This is a genomic window from Kitasatospora sp. NBC_01250 (assembly GCF_036226465.1).
Classification (GTDB): domain Bacteria; phylum Actinomycetota; class Actinomycetes; order Streptomycetales; family Streptomycetaceae; genus Kitasatospora.
The window spans coordinates 8,555,660-8,578,675 of sequence record NZ_CP108476.1; the positions used below are offsets into that span (position 1 = coordinate 8,555,660).

Genomic DNA, 23,016 nt, shown 5'->3' on the forward strand with positions numbered 1-23,016 from the left:
GGTCCTGTTCTGTGCCGCGGTCCTCAGCGGCTGCGCCGGACCGTAGCGGCATCGTATCGGGCGACGACGATCACCCCGGTCACGGACCGTGCCGCCCGGTGCGGACCGGAGCCCCCGTCAGGACGCGAGCGGGCGGGTATAGGTGACGAACTCGCGGTCCACCACGAACCCGGACTTCTGGTAGAAGCCCAGCGCACCCGACGGGTTGGCCGTGTCCACGGTCAGCGAGGCCGTGTCGTACCCGGCGTCGCCCGCCGCGCGCAGTGCCGCCGCCAGCAGTGCCGGTGCCGCGCCCCGGCCGCGGTGGGCCCGGCGCGTGCCGAGGTAGCCGATGTGGCAGTCCCGGCTGCCGGTGACGGCCGTCTTCGCCGGGCTCTCCTCCGCCAGGAGGTATGCCGCCACCTCCTCCGTGCCCGCTGCCTTCTCGCCCGCGAGCAGGAGGCGTGACATCGCGGGCCGGAACGAGCCGGCGCCGGTGGCCCAGGTGCGCCAGTCGGTCCGGTCGAGTGGAGCGAAGTCCCAGTGGTCGCGGAACGCGTCGTTGTGCGCGAGCCGGGTGGCCTCGTCGTACGCCGCCTCGAAGGGGACCAGCCGGGTGCCCTCGGGAGCGGGGCGGGGAGCCGGGGGGCGGTCCGCGTCCAGCGGCTGCTTCATCTCGAACCACCAGCGGCACGGTGTGAAGCCGCACCTCTCGGTCAGCTTCAGCAGCCCCTCGTCCCCGGCCCTGCCGTTGAGCAGCAGCTCGCCGCCCAGCGCGGACAGCTCCGGGTCCGCCGCGTGCCGGGCCCGGGCACGCTGCTCCAGCCAGGCGACGAGCCGGGACCCGAGGCCGCGCCGCCGCCAGTCGGGGTGCACCGCTGCGTCACCCTCGAAGCGCGCGACGTCCAGTGCGCCGTGCGGGGTGTACAGCACGGCGTACGCGGCCAGCCGTGCGCCGTCCCACAGCGCCAGGCTGTCCTGTTCCAGGTCGAGCTTGGGGTCCGCCAGGACTTCGGCGAGCTCCTCGGCGTCGGCATGCCAGCCGCTGCGGTCGACGTGCTCGACCGCCTGCTGCAGCTCCAGCCAGGCAGGGACGGAGTCCTTGTCCAGCGGCCGGGCCGCCAGGTCCCCCGTGGTGTCCTGCTCCTCCATGGCTGCCGTCCTTTCGTGGGTCGTTACGGTCCGACGATCTTCGGTCGGCGGACCGCCTGTCGTCCGCCGCTTCCGCCGATCGGCCGAGGTGGGGAGCCTCGGCGCGGCGGGAGAGTGGTCGAGTACCCGGTCGCGAACCGCGCGACCGGGTGGACGACCGAGGAGAGGTCCCGACATGGGTGATCTGCTGCTGATACGCCACGGCGAGACCGAGTGGAGCCGCGCCGGGCGGCACACCGGAACCACGGATGTGGCGCTGACCCACTGCGGCCGGGCCCAGGCGCAGGCCCTGGGCGGTGCGCTGGCCGCCTACCGGCCGGCCCTCGTCCTGGTCAGTCCGCTGCAGCGGGCGGTCGAGACGGCGGTGCAGGCGGGCCTGTCGGACCTGCGGGCCACCTCCGATCTGCGGGAGTGGGACTACGGCGGCTACGAGGGCGTGAGCACCGCCGAGATCCAGCGGCGTCGGCCCGGCTGGGACCTGTGGCACGACGGCGTGGTCCCCGGCGACCGGGAGCACCCCGGCGAGAGCCTCGCGCAGGTCGCCGAGCGCTGTGACCGGGTGCTGGCACGGATCGCGCCGTTCCTCGGCGGTGCCGAGGCGTCGGACTCCGGCGACGTGGTGCTCGTGTCGCACGGCCACCTGCTGCGGGTGCTGACCGCGCGGTACCTGGAGCTCCCGGCCGCCCGCGGCGCGCACTTCGCGCTCGACAACGCCGCGGTGTGCCGGCTCGGCACCGAACACGGCCGCCCGGTGATCCGCGGCTGGAACCTGCCCACCCGCGCGGTCGCGCAGCAGGCCCCGTCGGGCGCGGTGCTGCAGGCGTGAGCGCGTGCCGTCGGCGGGCGTCCGCCGGGGCCGGGTCACGGCGCCGCCGCCTCGGCCGTGGCACCGTGACCGAACCGCAGGCGGAAGAGCGCGCCGCCGCCCGGGGCCGACTCGGCGGTGAGCGCGGCGCCGTGGGCCTGCGCGATCTGCCGGGCCATCGCCAGTCCGAGGCCGGAGCCGGGCAGCGCCCGGGCGGCGGAGGCGCGGTAGAAGCGGTCGAAGACGTAGGGGAGGTCCTCGGGCGCGATGCCCGGCCCGTGGTCCCGGACGGTCAGCTGCAGCGGCGAGGCGGTCAGCGTCACCTCGACCGGGCCGCCCGGCGGGCTGAACTTGGCCGCGTTGTCCAGCACGTTGGAGAAGAGCCGGACCAGCCGCGCCGGCACGCCCGGCAGGGTGAGCGCGACGGTGTCCGGTGCGACGGCCAGGTCGAAGGCGACGGCGGGCCAGTGGTCGCGGGCCGCGGCCACGCAGTGCTCGACCAGCGCGGCCGGCCGGACCCGCTCCAGCAGCGGCTGCGGCTCCTCGTCCCGGGCCAGCTCGATCAGGTCGTTCACCATGCTGGTGACCTCGCGCAGCTGGCGGTTCAGCCCGGCCGCCGCCCGGTCCCGCTGCGCCGGTGTCAACCGGTCGGTGCGGGCGAGCAGTTCGGCGTTGGTGCGCAGCGCCGTCAGCGGGGTGCGCAGCTCGTGCGAGGCGTCGGCGACCAGGCGGCGCTGGGCGGTGACCGACTGCTCCAGCTCGCCGAGCATGGTGTTGAAGCTGCGCGCGAGCCTGGTCACCTCGTCCTCGTGCCGGCCCGGCGGCAGCTCGATCCGCAGCCCGGCGTCCCGGGTGGCCGCGATCCGTTCGGCGGTGGCGGTCAGCCGGGCGACCGGCGCGAGGCCGGTGCGGGCCAGCACGTAGCCGAGCAGTCCGGCCAGCAGCACCCCGGCGCCGGCCACGGCCGCCATCAGCTCCCCGGCCTGCTGCACCCCGCGGTCCACCGCGTCCGAGCGCAGCGCGACCTGGACGGCGGCCTGCGCGCTGCCGAACCTGGCGGTGTACATCCGGGCGGGGTGCCCGCTGATCCGGATGTCCGTGTAGTACGCCGGGCGCTGCCCGGTCGCGACCTGGCGGGTCTCCGCGGTGACCGGTAGCAGGTAGGGCTGGGCCGGGTCCAGGGCGGCGGTGGCCGGGACGACCTGGGTGCAGGCGGGGGCGGCCAGGTAGCCGCACTCGCCGTAGACGACGCCCGGCGGACGGTTGCGGTCCTGCTGCTGGAGCATGGTGGCCTGCTGGACGAGGTGCAGGTCGAGCTGGTGGCGCAGCTCGTAGCGGACGATGGTGAAGGCCGCCCAGGACACACCGACGGCCACCAGCGCGACCGCCGCCGACCCGGCGAGCGCCAGCCGGGTGCGCAGCGGCCGGCGGCGGCGCCAGCGGGCGTGCGCCCTCACGCCGCGTCCAGCCGGTAGCCGATGCCGTGCACGGTGTGCACCAGCCGGGGCTCGCCGCCGGCCTCCAGCTTGCGGCGCAGGTAGCCGATGTAGACGGCCAGCGAGTTGGAGTCCGGACCGAAGTCCACGCCCCAGACCCGTTCCACGATCGTCTCGCGCGGCAGCACCTGGCCCGGGTGCAGCATCAGCAGTTCCAGCAGGGCGAACTCGGTGCGGGAGAACTCCAGCGGCCGCTCGCCGCGGCGCCCGCTGCGGCCGGCCGGGTCGACCACCAGGTCGCCCACGCGGATCATGTCGTCGTCACAGGGGGTGGGGACGGCACGGCGCAGCAGCGCGCGCAGGCGTGCGGCCAGTTCGTCGAGCGCGAAGGGCTTGACCAGGTAGTCGTCCGCCCCGGCGTCCAGGCCGTCCACCCGGTCGCTGACCGAGTCCCGGGCGGTGAGCACCAGGACCGGGGTGCGGTCGCCGAGCGCGCGCAACTGCCGGCAGACGGCGAGGCCGTCCATGACGGGCATCAGGATGTCCAGCACGATCGCATCGGGCTGCCAGCGGCTGAGCTCGGAGAGGGCCGCGAGGCCGTCGGCGACACCCCGCACCGCGTAGCCCTCGACGGCCAGGCCGTCCTCGACGGCGCCGCGGACCTCCGGGTCGTCGTCCACGACGAGGATCTTCCACTCGCTGCTCATGGGACAACCCTCTCAAACCGGGCTCTTAGAACTCTCTTAGAGGGGTGCCCCAGGGTCAGATGGTGGCCGTGTCGATGACGAACCGGTAGCGGACGTCGCTGGCGAGCACCCGCTCGTAGGCGTCGTTGATCTCGTCCGCGCGGATCAGCTCGATCTCGGCGGCCACCCCGTGCTCGGCGCAGAAGTCCAGCATCTCCTGGGTCTCGGCGATCCCGCCGATGCCCGAGCTGCTCATGCTGCGGCGGTTGCCGAACAGCGACTGGAGCACGATCTGCACCGGCTCCTCCGGGAGACCGAGGTTGACCATCGTGCCGTCCAGGCGCAGGAGCGAGGCGTAGGCGGCGAAGTCGAGCGGCGCGGAGACGGTGTTCAGGATGAGGTCGAGGCTGCCCGCGAGCTCCTCGAAGGTCTTCGGGTCGCTGGTGGCGCGGTAGTGGTCGGCGCCCAGCCGCAGACCGTCGTCCTTCTTGCGCAGCGACTGGGAGAGCACGGTGACCTCGGCACCGAGCGCGTGCGCGATCTTCACGGCCACGTGGCCCAGACCGCCGAGGCCGACGACGGCGACCTTCCTGCCGGGGCCGGCGTTCCAGTGCCGCAGCGGTGAGTAGGTGGTGATGCCCGCGCACAGCAGCGGGGCCGCCACGTCCAGGGACAGGCCCTGCGGGATGCGCACGACGTAGTTCTCGTCGACGACGACCTTCTGCGAGTAGCCGCCGTAGGTGGGCTGCCCGTCCTTGCCGACGGCGTTGTAGGTCCAGACGGGGCCCTCGACGCAGTACTGCTCCAGGCCGGCCTTGCAGCTGTCGCAGCGGCGGCAGGAGTCGACCATGCAGCCGACCCCCACCCGGTCGCCGACCCTGAACTTCGTCACGCCGGGCCCGGCCTCGGCCACGACGCCCGCGATCTCGTGGCCGGGCACCATCGGGAAGAGCGCCTCGCCCCAGCCCTCGCGGACCTGGTGGATGTCGGAGTGGCAGATGCCGACGAACTTGATGTCGATCAGTACGTCGCTCTCCCCGACGGCACGGCGCTCGATGGTCGTGCGCTCCAGCGGTGCCTTGGCGGCGGGTGCGGCGTAGGCGGAAACCGTGGTCATGGTGGGTCCTCCTTGATGTCCTGGTCCGGCTTGGCGTCCTGGTCCGGCCGACGGCTACCTCCATTGTCGGAGCGAGCCGACCCACTCTCACCTGGGGCGCTTTCCACCCGCCGGTCAACCGGTCGGTGGGCCCTGGGCCGGGGCGCGGCTGCCTAGCGTGGAGCGTGTCCGCCGGGACCCTCCTGGTGGCAGCCACCAGGAGGTGCGTGATGGGCAGCGTGAACGAGAGCACGGTCGAGGGCCGGATCGTGGTCGGGGTGGACGGTTCGCCCTCCTCCCGGCGGGCCCTGGAATGGGCGATCGGCCAGGCCCGGGCCACCGGCGCGGTGGTCGACGCCGTGGCCTGCTGGGTCTATCCGACGATGTACGGGGTCGTGATGGCCAAGCCGGAGTCCGGGCTCGGCGAGGAGACCGGCCACACGCTGGCCCGCACGGTGGCCGACGTGGCCGGGGACGACCCGCCCGTGGAGATCCGGCAGACCGTTCTGCTCGGCAACGCCGCCGAGGAACTGCTGGGGTGGTCGGCGGGCGCCGACCTGCTGGTCCTGGGCCGGCGGGAGCACCACGCCTTCGTCAACGTGCTGGCGGGCTCGGTGAGTCAGCACTGCGTCCAGCACGCGCGCTGCCCGGTCGTGGTGATCCGTGACTTCGGTTCGGACCACTGACGGTCCTGGTGGCCGGTGTGATCGCCCCTCCCCGCGTCAGGGGGCCGTCCCGGCGGTGAGCCGGGCCACGGTCTCGTCCACCGCCCGCATGGCACGGCGGAAGGCCCGGGCGGCTTCCGGTGGGCACGGCGACTGCGGTGCGACGGGGTCGCCCAGATCGAATCCCTGGTCCCGCAGGGCGAGCTTCACGAAAGCGGCCAGGCCGTACTGGGCGAACAGCTCGTTCAGCGGCCACAGGGCCCGCTGGAGCTGCATGGCTTCGTGCGGTCGCTGCTCGGTGTGCAGCCGGTAGAGGAGCACGGCGGCCACCGGGGCCACGCACGCGGGCCCGGCCATCCAGCCGACGCCGCCCAGTTGGAGGACGAGGGCGGGGATGTGGGCGGAGGCGGCAAAGATCTTGATCCGGTCCCCGAGCGCGTTCTGCACGGACAGCAGGTGTCCGGTGTCGCCGGACGCGTCCTTGAGGTACTGCACCGTCGGGTGCCGGGCCAGTTCGACCAGGCATTCCAGGGGCAGGCCCGCGCCGAGCCGGGGGTTGGAGTACAGGACGACCGGCAGGTCGGTGGCGGCGGCGATCCCGGCGAAGAAGGACGTCACCCCGGCGTGGGGAACCGGCAGGTAGTCGAGCCGGATCGCGACGACACCGTTCGCCCCGAGGTCGGCCAGCCGGCGAGCCTGCTCCGCGGCGGCGGCCGTCGCGTGTGCCGCGACCCCGGGAACGACGGGTACGCGCCCCGCGGCCGCGTCGACCGTGATGCGTACGATCTCCTCGCGCTGGGCGGTGTCCAGGTACATCACCTCGCCGGTCGATCCGAGCGGCGACAGTCCGTGCACCCCGGAGGCGATCAGGTGCTCGATCAGGTGCCGCAGGCCCTGTTCGTCCACCCGGCCGCATTCGTCCACGGGTGAGGGCAGGTACGGGAAGATGCCGTGCAGGGGAGGAGTATCCGTCACGCTTTCCTACGTCCTTTCGGTCTCGGCCGCGGGCTCGGGCCCGGTCGCGCCGACCCGGCGGAGCACCAGGGCCGTCACGTCGTCGCGGGCGCGGCCGGGGGCGTAGGCGTGCAGCTCACGCCGCAGGGCCTCGGCCGTTGCGGCCGGGCCGAGTCCTTGCCACGCCGGCAAGCGGTCCTCCAGCGGGTAGAACTCGCCGGCCCGGTCGCGGGCCTCGGTGACGCCGTCGGTGCACAGCAGCAGCAGGTCCTCCGGCCCCAGCTCGAACTCCTCCACCGGCCGGGGATCCGGTACGAGATCCGCCAGGCCGAGGGGGACGCCGGCCGCGCCGAGCGGGACCGGTCCGCACCCGTCCCCGCGCAGCCGGTACGGAGGAATATGTCCGCAGTTCACGATCCGCACGGTCGGCGACCCGTCGAAGGCCAGCACCAGCGCGGTCGTGAAGCGCTCCGGCGCTCCGGCCCGGGCCGCCGTGTCGTTGTGCCGTCGGAGCGCGACCTCCAGGGCGTCCACCACCTCGTCGAGGGTGGCGCGGTGCCAGGCGGCCTCGCGGAAGGCGGTGAGCACGGCGAAACCGGCACCGATCGCGACCAGCCCCTTGCCGCGCACGTCGCCGATCAGCACCCGGGTGCCGTGCGGGGTGTCCATGGCCTCGTAGATGTCGCCACCCACGAAGGAGTCCTCCTCGACCGGTTCGTACAGGCCGTGGACCTCCACGTGCGCTGTGCTCAGCGGGAGGGGGGAGAGGATCTGGCGCTGGAGGGCGGCCGCGGTGGAGCGCACGCGGAACACCTCGCCCTCGCGGCGGATCCGCAGCCGGGCACCGACCACGCAGAGCGCGGCGATCATCGCCGTCACCACCGCGCTGACCACCCCGTCCGCGACGGAGGCGGGCGGTTCGGCGAGGTAGAGCAGCGGGCGGACGGTGACGGTCAGCAGCGCGGCGACCACGGTCATGCGGAGCGAGCACAGGCCGGCGGCCAGGGCGCACAGCACGATGATCATCGACGTGAGGTGGACGGAGCTGCCTGCCAGCACATCGGGCGTCACGATGAGGAGGCTGAGCCCCAGCAGCCAGGCGAGGGCAGCCGCATCGCCGATGCGCGGTGGCACGGCGGGCGGGTGCGTCGAAGGATCGGGCATGCTCACCGCGGCATCACGTTCTCGACGTTCTCGACATTCTCGACGGTCTCATGGAGACGGGGTCAGGACCTTCGTCGAACCTCATGTGCTGGGCAACCTTCGGTCACGGTCCGCCCCGAACGGTCCAGGGACGCACGGGTCCTGTGCCACCGGGCCTGACGACTGCTCTTCACCGCCTACCGGGTCAGCGTAGAAGGCGCCGGCCCCGGTCCGGGCCGCTCGGCCCTGCGATACCACCGGATGGCGTAAACCCCGTCAGGTCTCGGAGCCGGATCCGTTGTCCCTGCCCCAGGCGGCCGGGCCGTCCTCGTCGAGCAGGGCCCAGCCGGAGCTGGCGACGCCCGGCTCCGTACCCAGCCGGGCGACGACCGCCTCCAGCGGTCCGTCCGACTGTCCGGAGGCCGTCACGACCGCGGCCACCACCTGCCCGTGGGGGGTGGCCTGTCCGTGGGATTCGTCCGGGTCGGTTCGCACCGTGCGCAGCACGAAGTCGGTGCGGTCGAGGAGTTGGATCAGCAACCGGCGCACGTGCGGCGCGTCCGCCTCCTGGCAGCACGCCCACAGGCGGTAGGCGCCGGGCAGTTCGTCGCCGGCCGTCGGGCTGCGGTCGAGCCGGCGCGCGACGGGGCGCAGCATCACGTGGGTCAGCAGGACGGCGGCGGTGCCCGCCACGGCCAGCAGGAACATCCCGGCGCCACTGAGCGCACCGATCGCCGCCGAACACCACAGCGTCGCAGCGGTGTTGATGCCGTGCACCCGGCGGCCGCCGCGCATGATCACGCCCGCCCCCAGGAAGCCGATGCCGGAGACGATCTGGGCGGCGACCCGCGAGCCGTCGTAGGTCTGACTCCGGACGTGGCCCAGGTCGACGAAGCCGTACTTGCTCAGCAGGACGAAGAGCGCGGAACCGGCGGCGACCAGCGCGGTGGTGCGCAGCCCGGCCTCCCGGGCCCGCCACTGGCGTTCGATGCCGATCAGCGCCCCGAGCAGGAGGGCGACGGCGAGGTTGATCACCAGCTGGTAGTCCGACATCGGTCCGTCTCCTTCCTGCGGCCGGCAGGGACGCGGCGCCCGCTGCGGCTCGTGGTGGCCCGGGGCCGCCGGCCGGCGGCACGCGATCAAGCCTGGCAGCGGGGCGGGGCCGTGCCGGAGGGCCGGGTGACCCAAACGGATGCTGATGCGCCACCGGTCGGGTCGGTCGGCCGGGATCCACCACCGGGTCGCCCGATCGACCGACCCGTCCGCCCGGGCCCGGCTCCTAGCGTGGAAGGCGGCCCCGCGGCCAGCGACAGCAGCGGACTGCGGGGCCGCACCACGGACAGCAGGACACCCTGAGGAGCGGAGCATGTCGGTACTCGTGAAGCGTGTGGTGGTCGGTGTGGACGGCTCCCCGGGAAGCCTGCTGGCACTGCGGCGGGCCGCGTACGAGGCGCTGCGCCACCAGGCCGAGCTCTGCCCGGTGCTGGTCTGGGAGCTGCCCGGCGGCGACGCGCCGCGCCCCTCGAAGCCGACCTCCTTCCCGGCCCTCGACGCCCTGTGCCGCCGTTGCGAGAAGGCGGCCGAGAAGCGGCTCGCGGCCGCCTGCGATGCCGCCCTCGCGGACGTCCCGGACGGCCTACGGCTCTCGCCCGCGGTCCTTCGGGGGCAGCCGGGCCCGGCCCTCGTCGCCTGCTCGCGGCACGACACCGACCTCCTCGTGCTGGGGGTCGGTGGCCACCGCCCGGGTCACCGGTTCCGCCGCCGCTCGGCCCGGCGGTACTGCCTCAAGCACGCCCGGTGCCCGGTGCTCATCGGGTACTCCGCCGTCCAGGGCGGCTGCGTCGACCAGTTGGCGCCACCCGGGCCGGCGGGCGACGCCCGGGGCCGAGGGGTGGGGAGGGCCGGAGGCGGCAGCCATGCACCCGCAGCCTGACCGCTGGGCCGACCGCAGCCGTCGTCCGCTCGTGATCGCCCACCGCGCCGGGGGCGGCGACCTGCCGGAGAACACCCTGGAGGCGGTTCGGGCCGCGGTGGCCGCGCCGGCCGACCTGGTGTGGCTCAGCGTCCAGGTCAGCAGCGACGGGGTCCCGGTGCTCTACCGGCCGGCCGAACTGCACGCCCTCACCGACGGCTGCGGCCGGGTCGGTGAGCACACCGCCGCCGAGCTGACCGCACTCAACGCCGGGCACGCCTTCGTCGCCGCGGACGGCAGCCGCCCCTACCGCGCTCCGCACCGGAAGGCCCGGCTGCCGACCCTCGCGGCGGCACTGGCGGCCGTGCCTGCGCAGACTCCGCTGATCCTCGACCTCAAATCCCCGCAGCCCGTGCGGCTGGTCCGCGCGATCACCCGGCTCCTGGACGACCGGACGCGCCGGGGGACGCGCGGGTGGGAGCGCATCCGGTTCTACTCCACCGAGCCGTCGGCCCTGCGAGTCGTCCGGCGTGCGCACCCCCGGTCGATGACTTTCGAGGACCGCGACACCACCAGGGGCCGGCTGCTGGCCGCCCGCCTCACCGGCAACTGCCCCCCGTCACCCGTGCCCGGGCGCTGGGTCGGCTTCGAGCTGCGCCGCGATCTGGTCGTGGCCGAGGACTGCATGCTCGGCCGGGCCTGCGGCACCGTGCACGACGCGGTGCTGTGGGACCGGCGGACCGTGGACTGCTGCCACCGCGTCGCCGGCGTCGCCGTCGTCGTGTTCGGGGTCGACAATGCGTCCGACTACCGCGAGGCCGCCCGGCTGGGCGCCGACGCCGTGCTCACCGACCACCCCGCCGCGCTGCTGGCCGTCACCGGCCGCCGCGCCTCGGCACCCTTCGCCGCGGAACAGTCCGTCGGCGCCTCAAGCGGGTCGGATGGCCCATCCGGAGGAAGAACACCGCTGCGTCGTGTCCCGGCCGACGAGGACGACGGGAGGGCCGCACCATGTGCTGTGGACGGACCGACCGCAGGTGCCCTGGCCCGGCGAACCCGTCGCGCTCCCGCCCTCTGTGGCCCCGGCGAGTTCACGGACAGGATCCTCTCCGCGATGCGCGGCGAGTTCGGCGGACACGCAGAGAAGCAGACTCCATGACCACCACCACGCCCGCGGCCCCGACCGCCCCCATGACCACCGACCGCCCCGAGCAGCACGTCATCGTGCTGTTCGGCGCGACCGGTGACCTCGCCCGGCGCAAACTGCTCCCGGGCCTGTTCCACCTCGCCAAGGCCGGTCTGCTCCCCGAGGATTACCGGATCGTCGGCTCGGCACCGGCCCAGTACGCGCTCAGCGATGAGGAGTTCCGCCGGCACGCCGAGGACGCGGTGCGGGAGTTCGGCCTCGCCGAGCCCACCGGCGCGAGCTGGCAGGCCTTCGCTGACCGCTTGAGCTTCGGCGCCGCCGACCCGGAGGATCCGCAGCCGCTGCTGGGTGCGGTCCGGGCCGCCGAGCAGGCCATCGGCGGCAGCCCGCGCCGGCTGTGCCATCTGGCCGTCCCACCGGCCGCGTTCACCTCCGTCATCGCCATGCTCGGCGACACCGGCCTGGCCCGCGACACCCGGGTGATCATCGAGAAGCCGTTCGGCACTGACCTCGCCTCGGCCCGCGCGCTCAACGAGACCGTGCACGCCGTCTTCGACGAGTCCCAGGTGTTCCGCATCGACCACTTCCTGGGCAAGGAGTCCGTCGACAACATCCTCGCCCTGCGCTTCGCCAACGGACTGTTCGAACCCGTCTGGAACCGCGAGCACATCAGCCACGTCGAGATCGACGTGCCCGAGACGATCGGGATCGAGGGCCGCGCCGCCTTCTTCGAGGAGACCGGCACCTACCGGGACATGATCGTCACCCACCTGTTCCAGGTGCTCGGCATCGTGGCGATGGAGCCACCCGTCTCCCTCAGCGCGCAGCCCCTGCGCGACGAGAAGGCCAAGGTCTTCAACGCCCTCGAACCCCTCGACCCCGCTGCTGTGGTGCGCGGGCAGTACGACGGCTACCGGTCCGAGCCGGGAGTGGATCCGCAGTCGCAGACCGAGACGTTCATCGCGCTGCGCGCGCAGGTGGACAACTGGCGGTGGTCCGGTGTCCCGTTCTTCCTGCGCTCCGGCAAGTCGATGGCCAAGCGCCGCCAGACCGTCACCCTGCACTTCAAGAAGCCCCCGCGGCGGATGTTCCCCGACGACGCGCACGACGGCCCCGGCGCGGAACGCGGCAACGCCCTGGTGATCGACTTCGACGATCCCGGCTGGATCAGCGCCCGCTTCCTCACCAAGGAACCGGGACCGGCGATGCGGCTCGGCACCGCGGAGATGACCTTCCGCTACGCGGACTCCTTCCGGCGCCGCCACGGCCTGGAGGGCTACGAACGCCTCCTGCTGGACGCGATGCTCGGCGACCAGTCGCTGTTCACCCGCTCGGACTCGATCGAGCGCCTGTGGGAGATCTCCGGCGAACTCCTGGCCCGCCCACGGCCCGTGGAGCCGTATGCGCCCGGCTCCTGGGGCCCCGGGTCGATCGACGGGCTCATCGCGCCGCACCACTGGTACCTGCCCGACGACGAGTAGGGAGCAGCGGTGGTCCAGGTGGCGGTCTGCGGTCCCGCGCAGTGCAGTGCGGCCGAGGAGGCGGCGGCCCGGGAGGTCGGGGCCCTGTTGGCGCGCGCGGGCGCGGTCGTCCTCTGCGGGGGTTACGGCGGGGTCATGGCCGCGGTGGCGCAGGGTGCGTCGGGTGCGGGCGGAACCGTCGTCGGCATCCTGTCCGGGGCCGACCGGTCCGGGGCCTCGCCCGGCCTGACCGTCGGGGTGGCCACCGGCATGGGGCAGGCCCGCAACAGCGTCCTGGTCGGCTCCGCGGATGCGGTCATCGTCGTCGGCGGGTCATGGGGGACGCTCTCCGAGGTGGCGATGGCCATGCGGCGAGGCATCGGGCCGGTGGTCACTCTTGGCGGCTGGCGGGTCACCGACGCGCGGGGCGAAGCCGTCCCGGGCCCCGTGGCGGCCGACAGCCCGGCTGCTGCTGTCCGGCTCGCCCTGGCAGGCCGGGGCTGACACGGCGGTGCTCCGGCTCCTGCTCCTGACGCCGGCTGGTAGCCGGTCGGGGCCGGTCGCGGCGCGGGGCCGCCTGGCGTGGAACGCGATGTGACAGGCTGGCCGGACCAAGGCCCGGTCCTGCCGGACGGACCTGGCAGTCAATCAGATCCCCGCCCGGGACACACGCCGGGGACCAGCGGAGTGGACGAGGTGTTCCAGTGGCCGACGGACTGCGCGGGCGCCCCGGGGCGCCCCGGCCAGGAGGGCGGCGGTGACGGCCGGGCGGCTCCTCGGCGGCGGGGCACCCGGCAGGTGGCTGCGGGCACAGCCGGAGGGACCGGCGGCGCTGCGGCGGGCGGCGCGGGTGACCGTCGCCGGGTGCGCGGGCTTCTACCCGTGCCGGTACGGCCTCGGCGACTCGGTGATCGCCCTCTACGCCATCTTCGGCGCGCTTCCCCTGAGCCTGTTCTGCCGGATCCCCGGTGGCGCGGCGCAGCGGGCCCGGACCCTGCTGCTGGCGCTGCCCGCCGGCTGGGTCCTGGTCACCATGGGCACCCTGCTGGCGGTGCATGCCTGGGCGGCGGCCATCGGCATGTTCGTGGTGGGCTTCATCATCGCCTTCCTGACGGTGGGAGGACCGCGGCCGGCCGGCCTGGCCATCGCCTTCCAGCTGTTCTACGTGCTGCCCTGCTTTCCCCCGTACGCACCGGGGTCACTGGGCTCCAGGCTCATCGGCCTCACGATCGGGATCGTGCTGGCCGGCCTCGCCGAACGGCTGGTCTTTCCCGGCCCGCCGCCGGTGCCCTACCGGGTGGTGCTGGCCGACGCGGTGGCCGCCGTCGCCGCGTACAGCGGGGCCCTCGCCGACGACCTGCGCAGCCCGGCGACGCCCGCCACGGCGGCGCTCGAGCGGCAGGTGCAGGCCGAACGGGCGTACGAGGCGGCCCGGCCGGTCCGTCAGCCGTCGACCGAACGCCCCACCTCACCCTCGGCCCGGGACCGAGCGCTCAACCAGGCGTGTGCGGCGCTCTGGCACATCCGCGGTCGGCTGGACCGACTGCTCGACGGCCGCGACGGGAAGTCCGCCGCCCCGGCCGCGGCGGCCTTGCTGGATCGCGTCGCGGCGTCCCTGCGCGCTGACGCCGAAGCGCTGTGCACGGGTACCGCCCCGCTGCGCGTCGACGGCCTCGACGCGGCTCTCGGCGTGTTCGACGCCAGTCGCGTCGGTGAGCGGCCGCCGCCACCGGCCACCCGGTTGCTGCGCCACGCGATGGTGCGGGAGGTGGCCACAGCCACCTGGGTGGCGACGGAAGCCACGCGGATCGCGCTCGGCGTGCGGCCCCCGGCCGGGGAGCGGAGCCGACCGTACCGTCAGGTGTTCTGGTACGCGTTCGCACCCGCGCCCGTGCTGTGGTGGCGCCGGCTGGGAGTCCACCTGACGCCCCGTTCGGTCCACCTGCAGAACGCCCTGCGCACCGCGGTGGCGCTGGCCGCCGCCCGCCTGCTGGTCGGTGCGCTCGATCTCTCCCACGGATTCTGGGTGCTGCTGGCGACCGTCAGCCTGATGCGGACCTCGGCCTCGGACACCCGCGCCGCCCTGCGCCCCGCCTTCCTCGGCACGATCGCCGGAGCCGCGGTCGCCGCGCTCATGCTCTTCCTGGTCGGCGACGTGCCCGCCTTCTACGCGGCGCTGCTCCCCGTCCTGATGCTCGTCGGCTTCACGCTGGGGCTGGTGTGCGGCCCGGCCTGGATGCAGGGCCTGTTCACGCTGACCTTCATCGTGATCTTCAGTCAGCTCTCCACCCCCAACTGGCACCTCTCGGAGGTCCGGCTCACCGACGTCCTGATCGGCGGGGTGGTCGGAGGCGTCGCCAGCCTGCTCGCCTGGCCCAAGGGCGGCTACGGCGCGCTGCGCAGGGACATCGGCGACTTCCTCGCCCGCGGTGCCACGGCGTGCCGAGCCGTGGTCACCGAAGTGAGCGGCCCGGCGACGGACGAGGACCCGCTGCGCCCCGCGCGCCGCGCGATGCTGCTCGCCGACGCGTCCTCCGCGCAGTACCAGTCGGAACGCACCCACCAGTACACGGCGTCCTCCGGCTGGGAGGCGGCCCTGGCAGCCGGCCATTTCATCGTCTACGGCGGTGACTTCCTCCTGGTCCGCCATCGGAGCGAGGGGCTCGCACCGCTGCCCCCGGCCGCGGTGGCGGCGCTCTCGGCCCTGTCCGAGAGGGTGGCGGCGATGGCCCTGCGGACCGCGGACGCCTTCGGCACCGGGGACCTCGCGCAGGGGGAGCGGACACCGGAGTGCCTGCCGGGCGGGTCGCACCCCCTGGAGGTCGCCGAGCAACTGCTCCCGGAGGTGACGGAGACCCACCTGTTCCTGGCCTCCGTCGAGGCCTGGCTGCTGGGAGTGGCGGACGACCTGTCCCAGTACCGCCGGGCCGTGACCGGTTCGACGACTGCGTAGATCATTGCTGGTGCGTGCGGCTCGGCGCACCCGGGCGTGGACGGCGCTGGCGTCGGCCGGCACTCTCGGGGAGGCAGGTGATCAGGACCGGGCAGCGGGCATGGACCAGGCAGTGCCGGTGGACGGAGCCGGACAGGCCCCGGCGCAGCACTCCGCGCGCGTCGGACCCCAGGACCAGCAGGTCACCCTCCTGGTCGGCACCGGCCACCAGGACGGCACCGGGACGACCGCGCACGACCCGGGTGACGATTTCGGGGCTGTCCGTGAAGCCGGCAAGAGCCTGGTCACGCGCGGCGCGCAGCTCGGCCCTGGCCAGGTCGCCCCGGGCCTCGCACAGCGCGACCGAGGCGGGCCACCGCACGTACACGGCCTCGCCCCCGGGCGGGAGGGCGTGCAGCAGCCACAGGGGCGCGCCGGACAGCGCCGCCTCCTGGGCTCCGTACCGCAGCGCGCTCACGCTGGCGGGTGAACCGTCGACTCCGACAACGACACGGTTGATCATGATCGACATCCCCTGTTCCCGGTAGCGAAAAGGTCCCGGCGAACGGACAGTCCCGGCGAACGGACAGTCCCGCACGTCCCCTGACGGAGACGGCGACTGCTTTCAGCGTTTCGCTGCGGCCAGGGCCTGTCTGTCGTCCGATCAGCCCCCTGGCAGGGGGAAGGCCTCGCTCTGGTGCGGGACAGGTCCGTGCCCGGCGTCCCCTGGCCGGGAACCGGACCTGGTCATCCAGGGCGGTGGCGAAGTACGAACCGGTGGAGACCGGGGCCAAGGGCCAGTCGCTGCCGTAGAGGGTGTGACCGGGGGCTGCGAAGGCCTGCAGGGACGGGAGGGCGGTGGGACTGCCGGACGGCTGGCGGCCGGGGCGCGGGCGTGCGAGCCTGGCAGGCGGCGCTGTCAGGGGGTTTCGAGCGGACAGGACGACGGGACCGGTCACGATGCACCTGCTTCAGACGGCCGAGGCGGCGACGACTCTCAGCTGCCTGGCGGCCCTGTGGCTGCTGCCCGCCTCGCGGCCGGTCTGGCTCGCCACCGCGCTGCGGATCATCGGGATCGTGGCGCTGGCGGATCTGATGGTCCCGCTCGGGCACTGGCTCTTCCCCAGGAGCCTGGCCAGCAACGACAACGGCCTCATGGCCGTGATCCTCGGGCTGGTCGGCACGCTCTTCGGTCTGATGGTCGCCTTCGTCGTCGTGGTGGTCTGGCAGTCGATGTCCGATGCCGACTCGGTGACGGCCCGTGAGGCCAACGCCCTGGCCGATCTGGAACGCGTCTCGCGGGGGTTCCCGGTGCGCATCCGCCGTCAGGTCCAGGGCGCGGTGCGCACCTACGCGCGTCTGGTGATCCACGACGAGTGGCCCGCGCTGGCGCACGCGGGTGCCAGCGAGCGGGCCGGCGCCGCGCTGGCCGAGCTCTGGGAGGTCTACACACTGATGGGCCAGCCGGAGCGCGGCGATCCGCTGTACGCCCATTCCATGGCCCTGCTGACGAACCTCGACGACTGCCGGCGCCAGCGGCTCCTGCTGGCCGCCAAGCGCATCCCGACCGCGTTGTGGATGCTGATGGCCGCAGACTCGGTCATCATCGTGGCCATGGCCCAGGCGTTCGGCCTGTCGGGTCAGGCGCGCGACCGCCTCGTGATGATCAGCATCGTGGGCACGATCGCCCTGGTGCTCTTCCTGATCGGCGAGCTCGACGCCGCGTTCAGCGGTGACCTCAAGGTCAGTCCCGCGGCGTTCAGCACGGTCCTGGCGTCCCTGCAGAACCTGGAGGACTACTGACCGTGTCCCGGTTCCGCAAGGCCCCCGCCCCGGCCCACACCCCCGCCCCCGACCCCGACCCCGCCCACACCCGCAGACGCCGGCACGCGCCCGGGAGCCCGCCGTGAGGCGCAACCGCGCTCCGCAGCCCGCGCGCGTCGGCGTGCTGCACTCCCTGACCGGGTCGGTCGCGCTGAGTGAACTGCCGGTCGTGGACGCCACCCTGCTCGCCATCGAGGAGATCAACGCGAGCGGCGGACTCCTCGGCCGGACCCTGGAGCCCGTCATCGCCGACGGCTGCTCGCAGGGGCTGGCCTTCGCCGAGGCGGCCGAGAGCCTGTTCACCGGCGACGGTGTCTGCGCCGTCTTCGGCTGTTACACCTCCGCCAGCCGGCGCAGCGTCATCCCGGTCATCGAGGCGCATGACGCGATCCTGCTCTATCCGACCTTCTACGAGGGCATCGAGTCCTCCGAGCACGTCGTCTACGGTGGTTCGACGGCCAACCAGTGCGTCATCCCGGCCGTCAGCTGGTTCCTGGACAACCGCGGCCGGGACTTCTACCTGATCGGCTCCGACTACGTCTACCCGCGCTCGGTCAACGCCGTGGTCAAGGACCTGCTCGCCGCGCTCGGCGGCCACGTGGCGGGTGAGGTCTACGTGCCGCTGGGCCAGAGCGACGTCGCCCCGCTGGTGCGGGCCATCGCCGACGCCAAGCCGGGGGTCATCCTGAGCACGCTCGTCGGCGACACGAACATGCCCTTCTTCCGCGAACTGCGCGCCGCCGGGATCAGGCCCGCGAGCACCCCGACCCTCTCGTTCGTCATCGGGGAGTGCGAGCTGCAGCATCTCGACCGGGCGCAGATGGCCGGCGACTACCTCGCGTTCAACTACTTCCAGTCGATCGACACCCCGCAGAACGCCCGCTTCGTGGAGTCCTTCCGGGCCAGGTACGGCCAGGAGCGCGTCGTCGGCGACACGATGGCCGCCGCCTACAACCTCGTCCACCTGTGGGCCCAGGCGGTCCGGGCCTGCGGCAGTACACGTCCCGCCGACGTGCGCCGGGCGATCCGCGGCCAGCGCAGGGCCGGCGCGGAGGGGACCCTCTACGTCGACGAGGAGAACCTCCACCTGTGGCGCAAGGCCAGGATCGGCCGCATCCGCGCGGACGGGCAGGTCGACGTCGTCTGGACCTCGGAGAACCTGATCCGGCCGATGCCCTACTCGCCGTACCGCACCCGGCGCGAGTGGCACGAGATGCTGGCCGAGCTGCACGCCGGCTGGGGGGCCAGCTGGTCCAGCCCGGTACCGCCCGACACGCCGCGGGCCCCCTCCTGGGTGGCCCCGCCGAAGCCGAACCGTGCGAGCTGCCGGCGCTCGCACACCGCCTCCAGGGCCCGGGCCTGACACCTTTCGTCGGCGGGGAACGCATCGGGCTCGAATGTACGGCCGGGGATGTTTCCGCAATTCACTTTCCTCACCTGGGAGATAGGAAATTTCTCGCCGATGCGAAAGTCTGTCATCAACTATGGTTTCTGGCAGACGAATTGAGGTAGTACCAAGCGCTGTTGTGCGGCACCCGGTGAATTCCGTCCCGACACCGTGCTGAAGGGAACGCCGCAGGAGGTCCAGCCGGCCGAGCTGGGCTGAGGACTCGGTAACTCGCCTGCGTACCAGCTGATCTGAAAGCGCGTCAGGAGACCGTGTTCGGGTCCCGCCAGATGTCCATCGGGACGGCGCGGACCGCGCGGCCGTCGGCGTCGAGGATCCGGCCCATCCGTTTCACGGTGCGCAGGGAGACGCGGCGCTCGGCCACCCGGAGGTCGGGGAACCTGCGGGCGAGGACGCTTTCCAGTCGCTGGACGTCGGCGAGGGAGCGCTGCCAGACGGAGAGGATGAGGTTGTGCGTGCCGGTGACGGACACGCACAGCCGGATCTCGGGCAGTCTGGCGAGCTGCGGGCCGACCTCGTCGAGCCGGTCCGGGGGAAGGTCGGCCCGGAAGGTCGCCAGCACCGGTCGGCCGGCGTCGCGGGCGGCGATCTCGCAGCGGAAGCGGATCGCGTCGGAGGCGGCCAGCCGGTGGAGGCGGCGGCGCAGCGTGGAGGGGCTGAGCCCGGTGGCGGCGGCCAGCTCCGCCTGGTCGAGGCGGCCGTCGACGCCCAGTCTGATGAGCAACTCCCGGTCTTCTGCGCGGACTTCGGCTCGTGCTCCGGACGGGGTCCCGGTGCCGCCCTGCTGATCGTCGTGCAGTTCCACGCGCTGGGCGGGGTCCAGTGAGTCCAGTCGCCAGCGGATCCCCTCGGCGTAGAAGCCGGTCGCCAGGTGGACGCGGACGGCGTTGACCCCGGGCAGGCGGCCGAGCCGTCCGGTGGTGTAGCGCGAGAGCCTCGCGAGGTCGGTGAAGGCCGCGGTGACGACGAGGTCGCAGCCCTGGGAGAGGTGCTCGATGGTCATCACGTGCGGGTCCTCGGCCAGGTCGTCGGCGATCTGCCGGAGCCGGTCGGGCGCGCAGTCGAGGTCGAGGTAGGCGACGCACCCGGGGTCCTCGGGGTGCGGCAGACCGTAGGCGGTCACCCAGGCGATGCCGGCCTGCGAGAGCCGGTGCCAGCGGCGGGCGGCGGTGACCGGGCTGATCCCGAGGGTCTGGCCGAGCAGCGCCCAGGGTGCCCGGGGCCGCAGCTGCAGCGCGTTCACCAGGGCGAGGTCCAGCTCGTCCACGGTCACATCGGTGCCGGTCACCGTCGAGTGCCGGTGGATTCGTTCATCGGAGGGCCTTCCTCTGGCGTGATCCTGCGGAATCGCGGGAAACTCCCGCCGCGAGATCCAGAATCACGGATCAAGATCGCTCTGCACAAGTTCCCGCCCCGGGCGGGTCCGATGGAGGTACCCGTGTCCTTGTACGACGACGCTCTCGCGCTGGCCCCGGACCTGGTCCGGCTCCGGCACGACCTGCACCGTTTCCCCGAGCTGGGACTGGTGCTGCCGCGCACCCAGGAGCGGGTGCTGCAGGCCCTCGACGGCCTGCCGCTGGAGGTGAGCCTGGGCGCGTCGCTGAGCTCGGTCACCGCGGTGCTGCGCGGCGGCAAGCCGGGTCCGGTGGTGCTGCTGCGCGGCGACATGGACGCTCTGCCGGTCGTCGAAAAGGCGCCGGTGCCGTTCGCCGCCGCCAACGGCGCCATGCACGCCTGCGGACACGATCTGCACACCGCCATGCTCGCGGGCGCCGCACAGCTGCTGGCCGCACGGCGCGAGCAACTGCACGGCGACGTCGTGTTCATGTTCCAGCCCGGCGAGGAGGGTTGGGACGGCGCCGGCGCCATGCTGGCCGAGGGCGTGCTGGACGCGGCCGGCCGACACCCCGTCGCCGCCTACGCCCTGCACGTGGTGTCGGCCATGCCGCACGGGGAGTTCAGCTCCCGGAGCGGGCCGATCCTCGCGGCTTCCGGTTCGCTGAAGGTCACCGTCCACGGTGCGGGCGGCCACGGCTCGGTGCCGCACCGGGCCAAGGACCCCATCCCCGCGGCCTGCGAGATGGTCACCGCGCTGCAGACCATGGTGACCCGCCGGTTCGACGTGTTCGACCCGGTGGTGGTGACCGTCGGGCTGATCCAGGCCGGCACCCAGCGCAACATCATCCCCGAGACCGCCTACTTCGAGGCGACCGTGCGCACCTACTCCGCCGAGGCCGAGTCCAAGGTCGCCGACACCACGGTGGAGCTGGTCCGGGCCATCGCGGCCGCCCACGGCCTGCGGGCCGAGGTCGAGTACGTTCCCGGGTACCCGGTGACCGTGAACGACGGGGCCGAGACCGACTTCCTGGCGGACACCGTCCGGGAGGTCTTCGGTGAGGAGCGCTACCGGACGCTGCCGAACCCCGCCACAGCGGCTGAGGACTTCTCCCGGATCCTCGACGCCGTTCCGGGCTCGTTCGCCTACGTCGGCGCCGCCCCGAAGGGGGTCGACCCGGAGGACCTGCCGGCCAACCACTCGCCCTACGCGGAGTTCGACGACGCGGTGCTCCCGGACGGCGCCGCGCTCTACGCCGAACTCGCCACCCGCCGCCTCGCGGCCTGAATCCTTGCACCAGGGCGTGATCCAGCGCGCCATCGGCGCAGGCGAGTTCGGAGGTCATGACGGGGGTTTTCGGCTCGGGGATCACGGACGTGAGGGCCGTGGCATCATCGCGCGATCGCGCGCCGGAGAGGCCCGGTTCACACCGGACCCCCGGTCCCGGGCCACCCCGCGCCGAGCAGCCGGATCGCCCGGCCCGACCGGTCAGCCGGTGTAGGTGTACTGGTCCCCGCTCACCGCCGGGCTGAGCCCGCCTGCCGTGAGCACCTGGACGTCGACCGTCCCGGTACCCGCCGGAGCCGTGGCGCTGCACAGGTTGGTACCGCAGGAGGAATCGGCGGCCGGCCTGCCGCCGACGAGGACCAGGCCGCCGGCCAGATTGCTACCCGCCAGGTAGATCGTGTTGCCACCGGCGGTCGGCCCGCTCGTGACGTCCAAGGCGGTCAGCGCGGGGGCCGGGGGCGCGGGCGGCGGCGGGCCCGTGTACAGGAAGGCCGACGGGGTGTACGCGGTGCCGCCGGGCGTGACCACCGTGACCGGGACGAGGCCCCAGCCGCCGGGCGCGGTTGCGGTGCAACTGGTTTCGGTGCAGGAGACGTTGGTGGCCGGCGTGTCGCCGAAGAGCACCATGCCGTTCGCCAGCGAGGTGCCCGTGATCGTCACCACGGACCCGCCGACCCCGGGGCCGGTGCTGATGTCCGAGCTGACGGCGCGCGGCGCCGCGGGGATCACCGGCGGCGGGGCGGTCTCACCGCCGATGCCCGCGGTGGCCACGTTGTTGGCCGGATTGCGGTCGCCGGGGTTGGACACGGTCGCGGTGATCACGCCGGGCGGGATGGTGAGGGCCGAGGAGACGCGCGCCTGCAGGAACTCGGTCTGACCGGGCTTCTGGGTACCGGTGTACAGGGCGGTGAGGTGGTGGCCGTCGGGCGAGATGCTGTAGCTGAAGGTGAAGGTCTGTTCGTCGGTGATCATGGGTATGCCGATGGTCATCCAGGACGGCAGGTCGAGGGTGATCTGGGTGGGCCCGGTGGTGTCCGCGGTGCCCACCGCCGTCCAATGGACGTCCACTTCGCCGTAGCGCGGGATGACCTCGGGGTAGACCGCGACGGCCTCGTCAGCCCCCTGGGCGGGAGCGACGCTTGCAGTGGGAGCAGTGGGAGCAGTGGGAGCAGTGGGAGCAGTGGGAGCCGTCGGCGCAGCGGCGGCGGCCGGCACGGTGCCCGCCAGGGCGCCGGCCATGGCGAGTGCCGAACAGGCCAGGCCGAGTTTGAGCTTCATCTGGTTCCCCTCTCGAAGCTTTCACGGAGCCTCCTTATATCGCACCCGGACGCCAGTTCGACGGCCTGTAAGGAAATTGACAGACCATCAAGACTGCTTTGAGGCGCCGCCCTTGATCCCGGCCGACCCGCTCGTCGCCTCAGGCGCTCCGGCCCCACCCGTCCGGGCCGAGCAGCCGATCGACCCGGCCCTCCCGCGGCGGTGACAGCGCCACCGGTCGTGGCCAGCGGCCGGTCCAGCCGCGCGGAGTGTGCCTGCTGCCTCGGCGGAGCTCTGCCAGGTGCCCTCATCGGAGCTCTATATGATCTGCGCGACTACTCGTCGACCAGGATCAAGGGGGCCCGCCCGTGGCCGGATTCGTGCTCATACGTACAGAGGAGCCGTCTCTCAAGCGGGCGGCCTGGCTCAACGTCGTCATCGACGACACCAGAACACACCGTCCTGACCCACGGGCGGCGAAGCACCGGTCCAGCGCCTCACCGGCCGGGCCTCGGAGTCCTTCTGGGTGTAGATGGT

At 73.3% G+C, this 23,016-nt stretch carries 20 protein-coding genes; 10 read left to right on the forward strand and 10 right to left on the reverse strand.

Going from position 1 to position 23,016, the window contains the following annotated elements:
* Positions 1-117: 117 nt before the first annotated feature.
* A complete protein-coding gene (locus OG500_RS36090) occupies positions 118-1,131 on the reverse strand; it encodes a GNAT family N-acetyltransferase (RefSeq protein WP_327071071.1) in 1,014 nt (337 codons plus the stop codon).
* A gap of 175 nt (positions 1,132-1,306) precedes the next feature.
* Between OG500_RS36090 and OG500_RS36095 the strand changes: the two genes are divergently transcribed.
* Positions 1,307-1,957, forward strand: coding sequence for a histidine phosphatase family protein (locus tag OG500_RS36095; protein WP_327071072.1), 651 nt, complete (start codon positions 1,307-1,309; stop codon positions 1,955-1,957).
* 35 nt (positions 1,958-1,992) lie between these two features.
* Here OG500_RS36095 and OG500_RS36100 read toward each other — a convergent pair whose 3' ends face one another.
* From OG500_RS36100 to OG500_RS36110, 3 genes are read right to left on the reverse strand one after another with little or no spacing between them, the layout of a single operon-like run.
* Positions 1,993-3,393 (reverse strand): sensor histidine kinase, encoded by a 1,401-nt coding sequence (locus OG500_RS36100; RefSeq protein ID WP_327071073.1) that lies wholly within the window; start codon positions 3,391-3,393, stop codon positions 1,993-1,995.
* Complete coding sequence (locus OG500_RS36105) at positions 3,390-4,079, reverse strand: response regulator transcription factor (protein WP_327071074.1); 690 nt, start codon at positions 4,077-4,079, stop codon at positions 3,390-3,392. Before OG500_RS36105 ends, OG500_RS36100 begins: the two co-directional genes overlap by 4 nt.
* Positions 4,080-4,134: 55 nt before the next feature.
* Complete coding sequence (locus OG500_RS36110) at positions 4,135-5,175, reverse strand: NAD(P)-dependent alcohol dehydrogenase (RefSeq protein ID WP_327071075.1); 1,041 nt, start codon at positions 5,173-5,175, stop codon at positions 4,135-4,137.
* A gap of 209 nt (positions 5,176-5,384) precedes the next feature.
* On the opposite strand from OG500_RS36110, the gene OG500_RS36115 reads away from it, so the two are divergent.
* Positions 5,385-5,840 (forward strand): universal stress protein, encoded by a 456-nt coding sequence (locus tag OG500_RS36115; RefSeq protein WP_327071076.1) that lies wholly within the window; start codon positions 5,385-5,387, stop codon positions 5,838-5,840.
* A gap of 36 nt (positions 5,841-5,876) precedes the next feature.
* Here the strand turns inward: OG500_RS36115 and OG500_RS36120 are convergent, their stop codons facing one another.
* The 3 genes from OG500_RS36120 to OG500_RS36130 form a co-directional block, all read right to left on the reverse strand.
* Positions 5,877-6,794 (reverse strand): dihydrodipicolinate synthase family protein, encoded by a 918-nt coding sequence (locus OG500_RS36120; protein WP_327071077.1) that lies wholly within the window; start codon positions 6,792-6,794, stop codon positions 5,877-5,879.
* 6 nt (positions 6,795-6,800) lie between these two features.
* The gene (locus OG500_RS36125) at positions 6,801-7,937 is read right to left on the reverse strand and encodes a PP2C family protein-serine/threonine phosphatase (protein ID WP_329586651.1); all 1,137 of its coding nucleotides are present in this window, start codon (positions 7,935-7,937) and stop codon (positions 6,801-6,803) included.
* 255 nt (positions 7,938-8,192) lie between these two features.
* The gene (locus OG500_RS36130; protein ID WP_327071079.1) at positions 8,193-8,969 is read right to left on the reverse strand and encodes an MgtC/SapB family protein; all 777 of its coding nucleotides are present in this window, start codon (positions 8,967-8,969) and stop codon (positions 8,193-8,195) included.
* A 313-nt stretch (positions 8,970-9,282) separates the two neighbouring features.
* On the opposite strand from OG500_RS36130, the gene OG500_RS36135 reads away from it, so the two are divergent.
* The 5 genes from OG500_RS36135 (at position 9,283) to OG500_RS36155 (ending at position 15,388) form a co-directional block, all read left to right on the forward strand.
* Positions 9,283-9,849 (forward strand): universal stress protein, encoded by a 567-nt coding sequence (locus OG500_RS36135; protein WP_327071080.1) that lies wholly within the window; start codon positions 9,283-9,285, stop codon positions 9,847-9,849.
* Complete coding sequence (locus OG500_RS36140) at positions 9,833-10,987, forward strand: glycerophosphodiester phosphodiesterase family protein (protein ID WP_329586656.1); 1,155 nt, start codon at positions 9,833-9,835, stop codon at positions 10,985-10,987. Before OG500_RS36135 ends, OG500_RS36140 begins: the two co-directional genes overlap by 17 nt.
* The gene (zwf, locus tag OG500_RS36145) at positions 10,984-12,456 is read left to right on the forward strand and encodes a glucose-6-phosphate dehydrogenase (RefSeq protein WP_329586659.1); all 1,473 of its coding nucleotides are present in this window, start codon (positions 10,984-10,986) and stop codon (positions 12,454-12,456) included. Before OG500_RS36140 ends, zwf begins: the two co-directional genes overlap by 4 nt.
* A gap of 9 nt (positions 12,457-12,465) precedes the next feature.
* Positions 12,466-12,939 carry a TIGR00725 family protein gene (locus OG500_RS36150; RefSeq protein WP_329586661.1) on the forward strand — a complete coding sequence of 158 codons (474 nt, stop codon included), beginning with the start codon at positions 12,466-12,468 and terminating at the stop codon, positions 12,937-12,939.
* 253 nt (positions 12,940-13,192) lie between these two features.
* On the forward strand, positions 13,193-15,388 hold the full coding sequence (locus tag OG500_RS36155; RefSeq protein ID WP_329586664.1) for an FUSC family protein: 2,196 nt from the start codon (positions 13,193-13,195) through the stop codon (positions 15,386-15,388).
* Position 15,389: 1 nt separating this feature from the next.
* Here OG500_RS36155 and OG500_RS36160 read toward each other — a convergent pair whose 3' ends face one another.
* A complete protein-coding gene (locus OG500_RS36160) occupies positions 15,390-15,890 on the reverse strand; it encodes a universal stress protein (protein ID WP_329586667.1) in 501 nt (166 codons plus the stop codon).
* 437 nt (positions 15,891-16,327) lie between these two features.
* Between OG500_RS36160 and OG500_RS36170 the strand changes: the two genes are divergently transcribed.
* Together OG500_RS36170 and OG500_RS36175 are read left to right on the forward strand one after the other, a co-directional pair.
* Positions 16,328-17,170 (forward strand): bestrophin-like domain, encoded by an 843-nt coding sequence (locus OG500_RS36170; RefSeq protein WP_327071086.1) that lies wholly within the window; start codon positions 16,328-16,330, stop codon positions 17,168-17,170.
* A 103-nt stretch (positions 17,171-17,273) separates the two neighbouring features.
* Entirely contained in the window at positions 17,274-18,554 is a 1,281-nt protein-coding gene (locus OG500_RS36175; RefSeq protein WP_329586671.1) for an urea ABC transporter substrate-binding protein, read from the forward strand.
* Positions 18,555-18,840: 286 nt separating this feature from the next.
* Here the strand turns inward: OG500_RS36175 and OG500_RS36180 are convergent, their stop codons facing one another.
* On the reverse strand, positions 18,841-19,887 hold the full coding sequence (locus OG500_RS36180) for an Lrp/AsnC family transcriptional regulator (RefSeq protein ID WP_327071088.1): 1,047 nt from the start codon (positions 19,885-19,887) through the stop codon (positions 18,841-18,843).
* Between the two features lie 150 nt (positions 19,888-20,037).
* Between OG500_RS36180 and OG500_RS36185 the strand changes: the two genes are divergently transcribed.
* Positions 20,038-21,222: a M20 metallopeptidase family protein gene (locus OG500_RS36185; protein WP_329586674.1), complete on the forward strand. Its 1,185-nt coding sequence runs from the start codon at positions 20,038-20,040 to the stop codon at positions 21,220-21,222.
* A 201-nt stretch (positions 21,223-21,423) separates the two neighbouring features.
* Here OG500_RS36185 and OG500_RS36190 read toward each other — a convergent pair whose 3' ends face one another.
* A complete protein-coding gene (locus OG500_RS36190) occupies positions 21,424-22,500 on the reverse strand; it encodes an IPT/TIG domain-containing protein (protein WP_329586677.1) in 1,077 nt (358 codons plus the stop codon).
* Positions 22,501-23,016: the final 516 nt, after the last annotated feature.

What these genes read in the sequence shown, in the direction of transcription:
- OG500_RS36090 (WP_327071071.1), bottom strand. Translation starts at nt 1,131, where the DNA reads ATGGAGGAGCAGGACACCACGGGGGACCTGGCGGCCCGGCCGCTGGAC.
- OG500_RS36095 (WP_327071072.1), top strand. Translation starts at nt 1,307, where the DNA reads ATGGGTGATCTGCTGCTGATACGCCACGGCGAGACCGAGTGGAGCCGC.
- OG500_RS36105 (WP_327071074.1), bottom strand. Translation starts at nt 4,079, where the DNA reads ATGAGCAGCGAGTGGAAGATCCTCGTCGTGGACGACGACCCGGAGGTC.
- OG500_RS36110 (WP_327071075.1), bottom strand. Translation starts at nt 5,175, where the DNA reads ATGACCACGGTTTCCGCCTACGCCGCACCCGCCGCCAAGGCACCGCTG.
- OG500_RS36115 (WP_327071076.1), top strand. Translation starts at nt 5,385, where the DNA reads ATGGGCAGCGTGAACGAGAGCACGGTCGAGGGCCGGATCGTGGTCGGG.
- OG500_RS36125 (WP_329586651.1), bottom strand. Translation starts at nt 7,937, where the DNA reads ATGCCCGATCCTTCGACGCACCCGCCCGCCGTGCCACCGCGCATCGGC.
- OG500_RS36130 (WP_327071079.1), bottom strand. Translation starts at nt 8,969, where the DNA reads ATGTCGGACTACCAGCTGGTGATCAACCTCGCCGTCGCCCTCCTGCTC.
- OG500_RS36135 (WP_327071080.1), top strand. Translation starts at nt 9,283, where the DNA reads ATGTCGGTACTCGTGAAGCGTGTGGTGGTCGGTGTGGACGGCTCCCCG.
- OG500_RS36140 (WP_329586656.1), top strand. Translation starts at nt 9,833, where the DNA reads ATGCACCCGCAGCCTGACCGCTGGGCCGACCGCAGCCGTCGTCCGCTC.
- zwf (WP_329586659.1), top strand. Translation starts at nt 10,984, where the DNA reads ATGACCACCACCACGCCCGCGGCCCCGACCGCCCCCATGACCACCGAC.
- OG500_RS36160 (WP_329586667.1), bottom strand. Translation starts at nt 15,890, where the DNA reads ATGATCAACCGTGTCGTTGTCGGAGTCGACGGTTCACCCGCCAGCGTG.
- OG500_RS36170 (WP_327071086.1), top strand. Translation starts at nt 16,328, where the DNA reads ATGCACCTGCTTCAGACGGCCGAGGCGGCGACGACTCTCAGCTGCCTG.
- OG500_RS36190 (WP_329586677.1), bottom strand. Translation starts at nt 22,500, where the DNA reads ATGAAGCTCAAACTCGGCCTGGCCTGTTCGGCACTCGCCATGGCCGGC.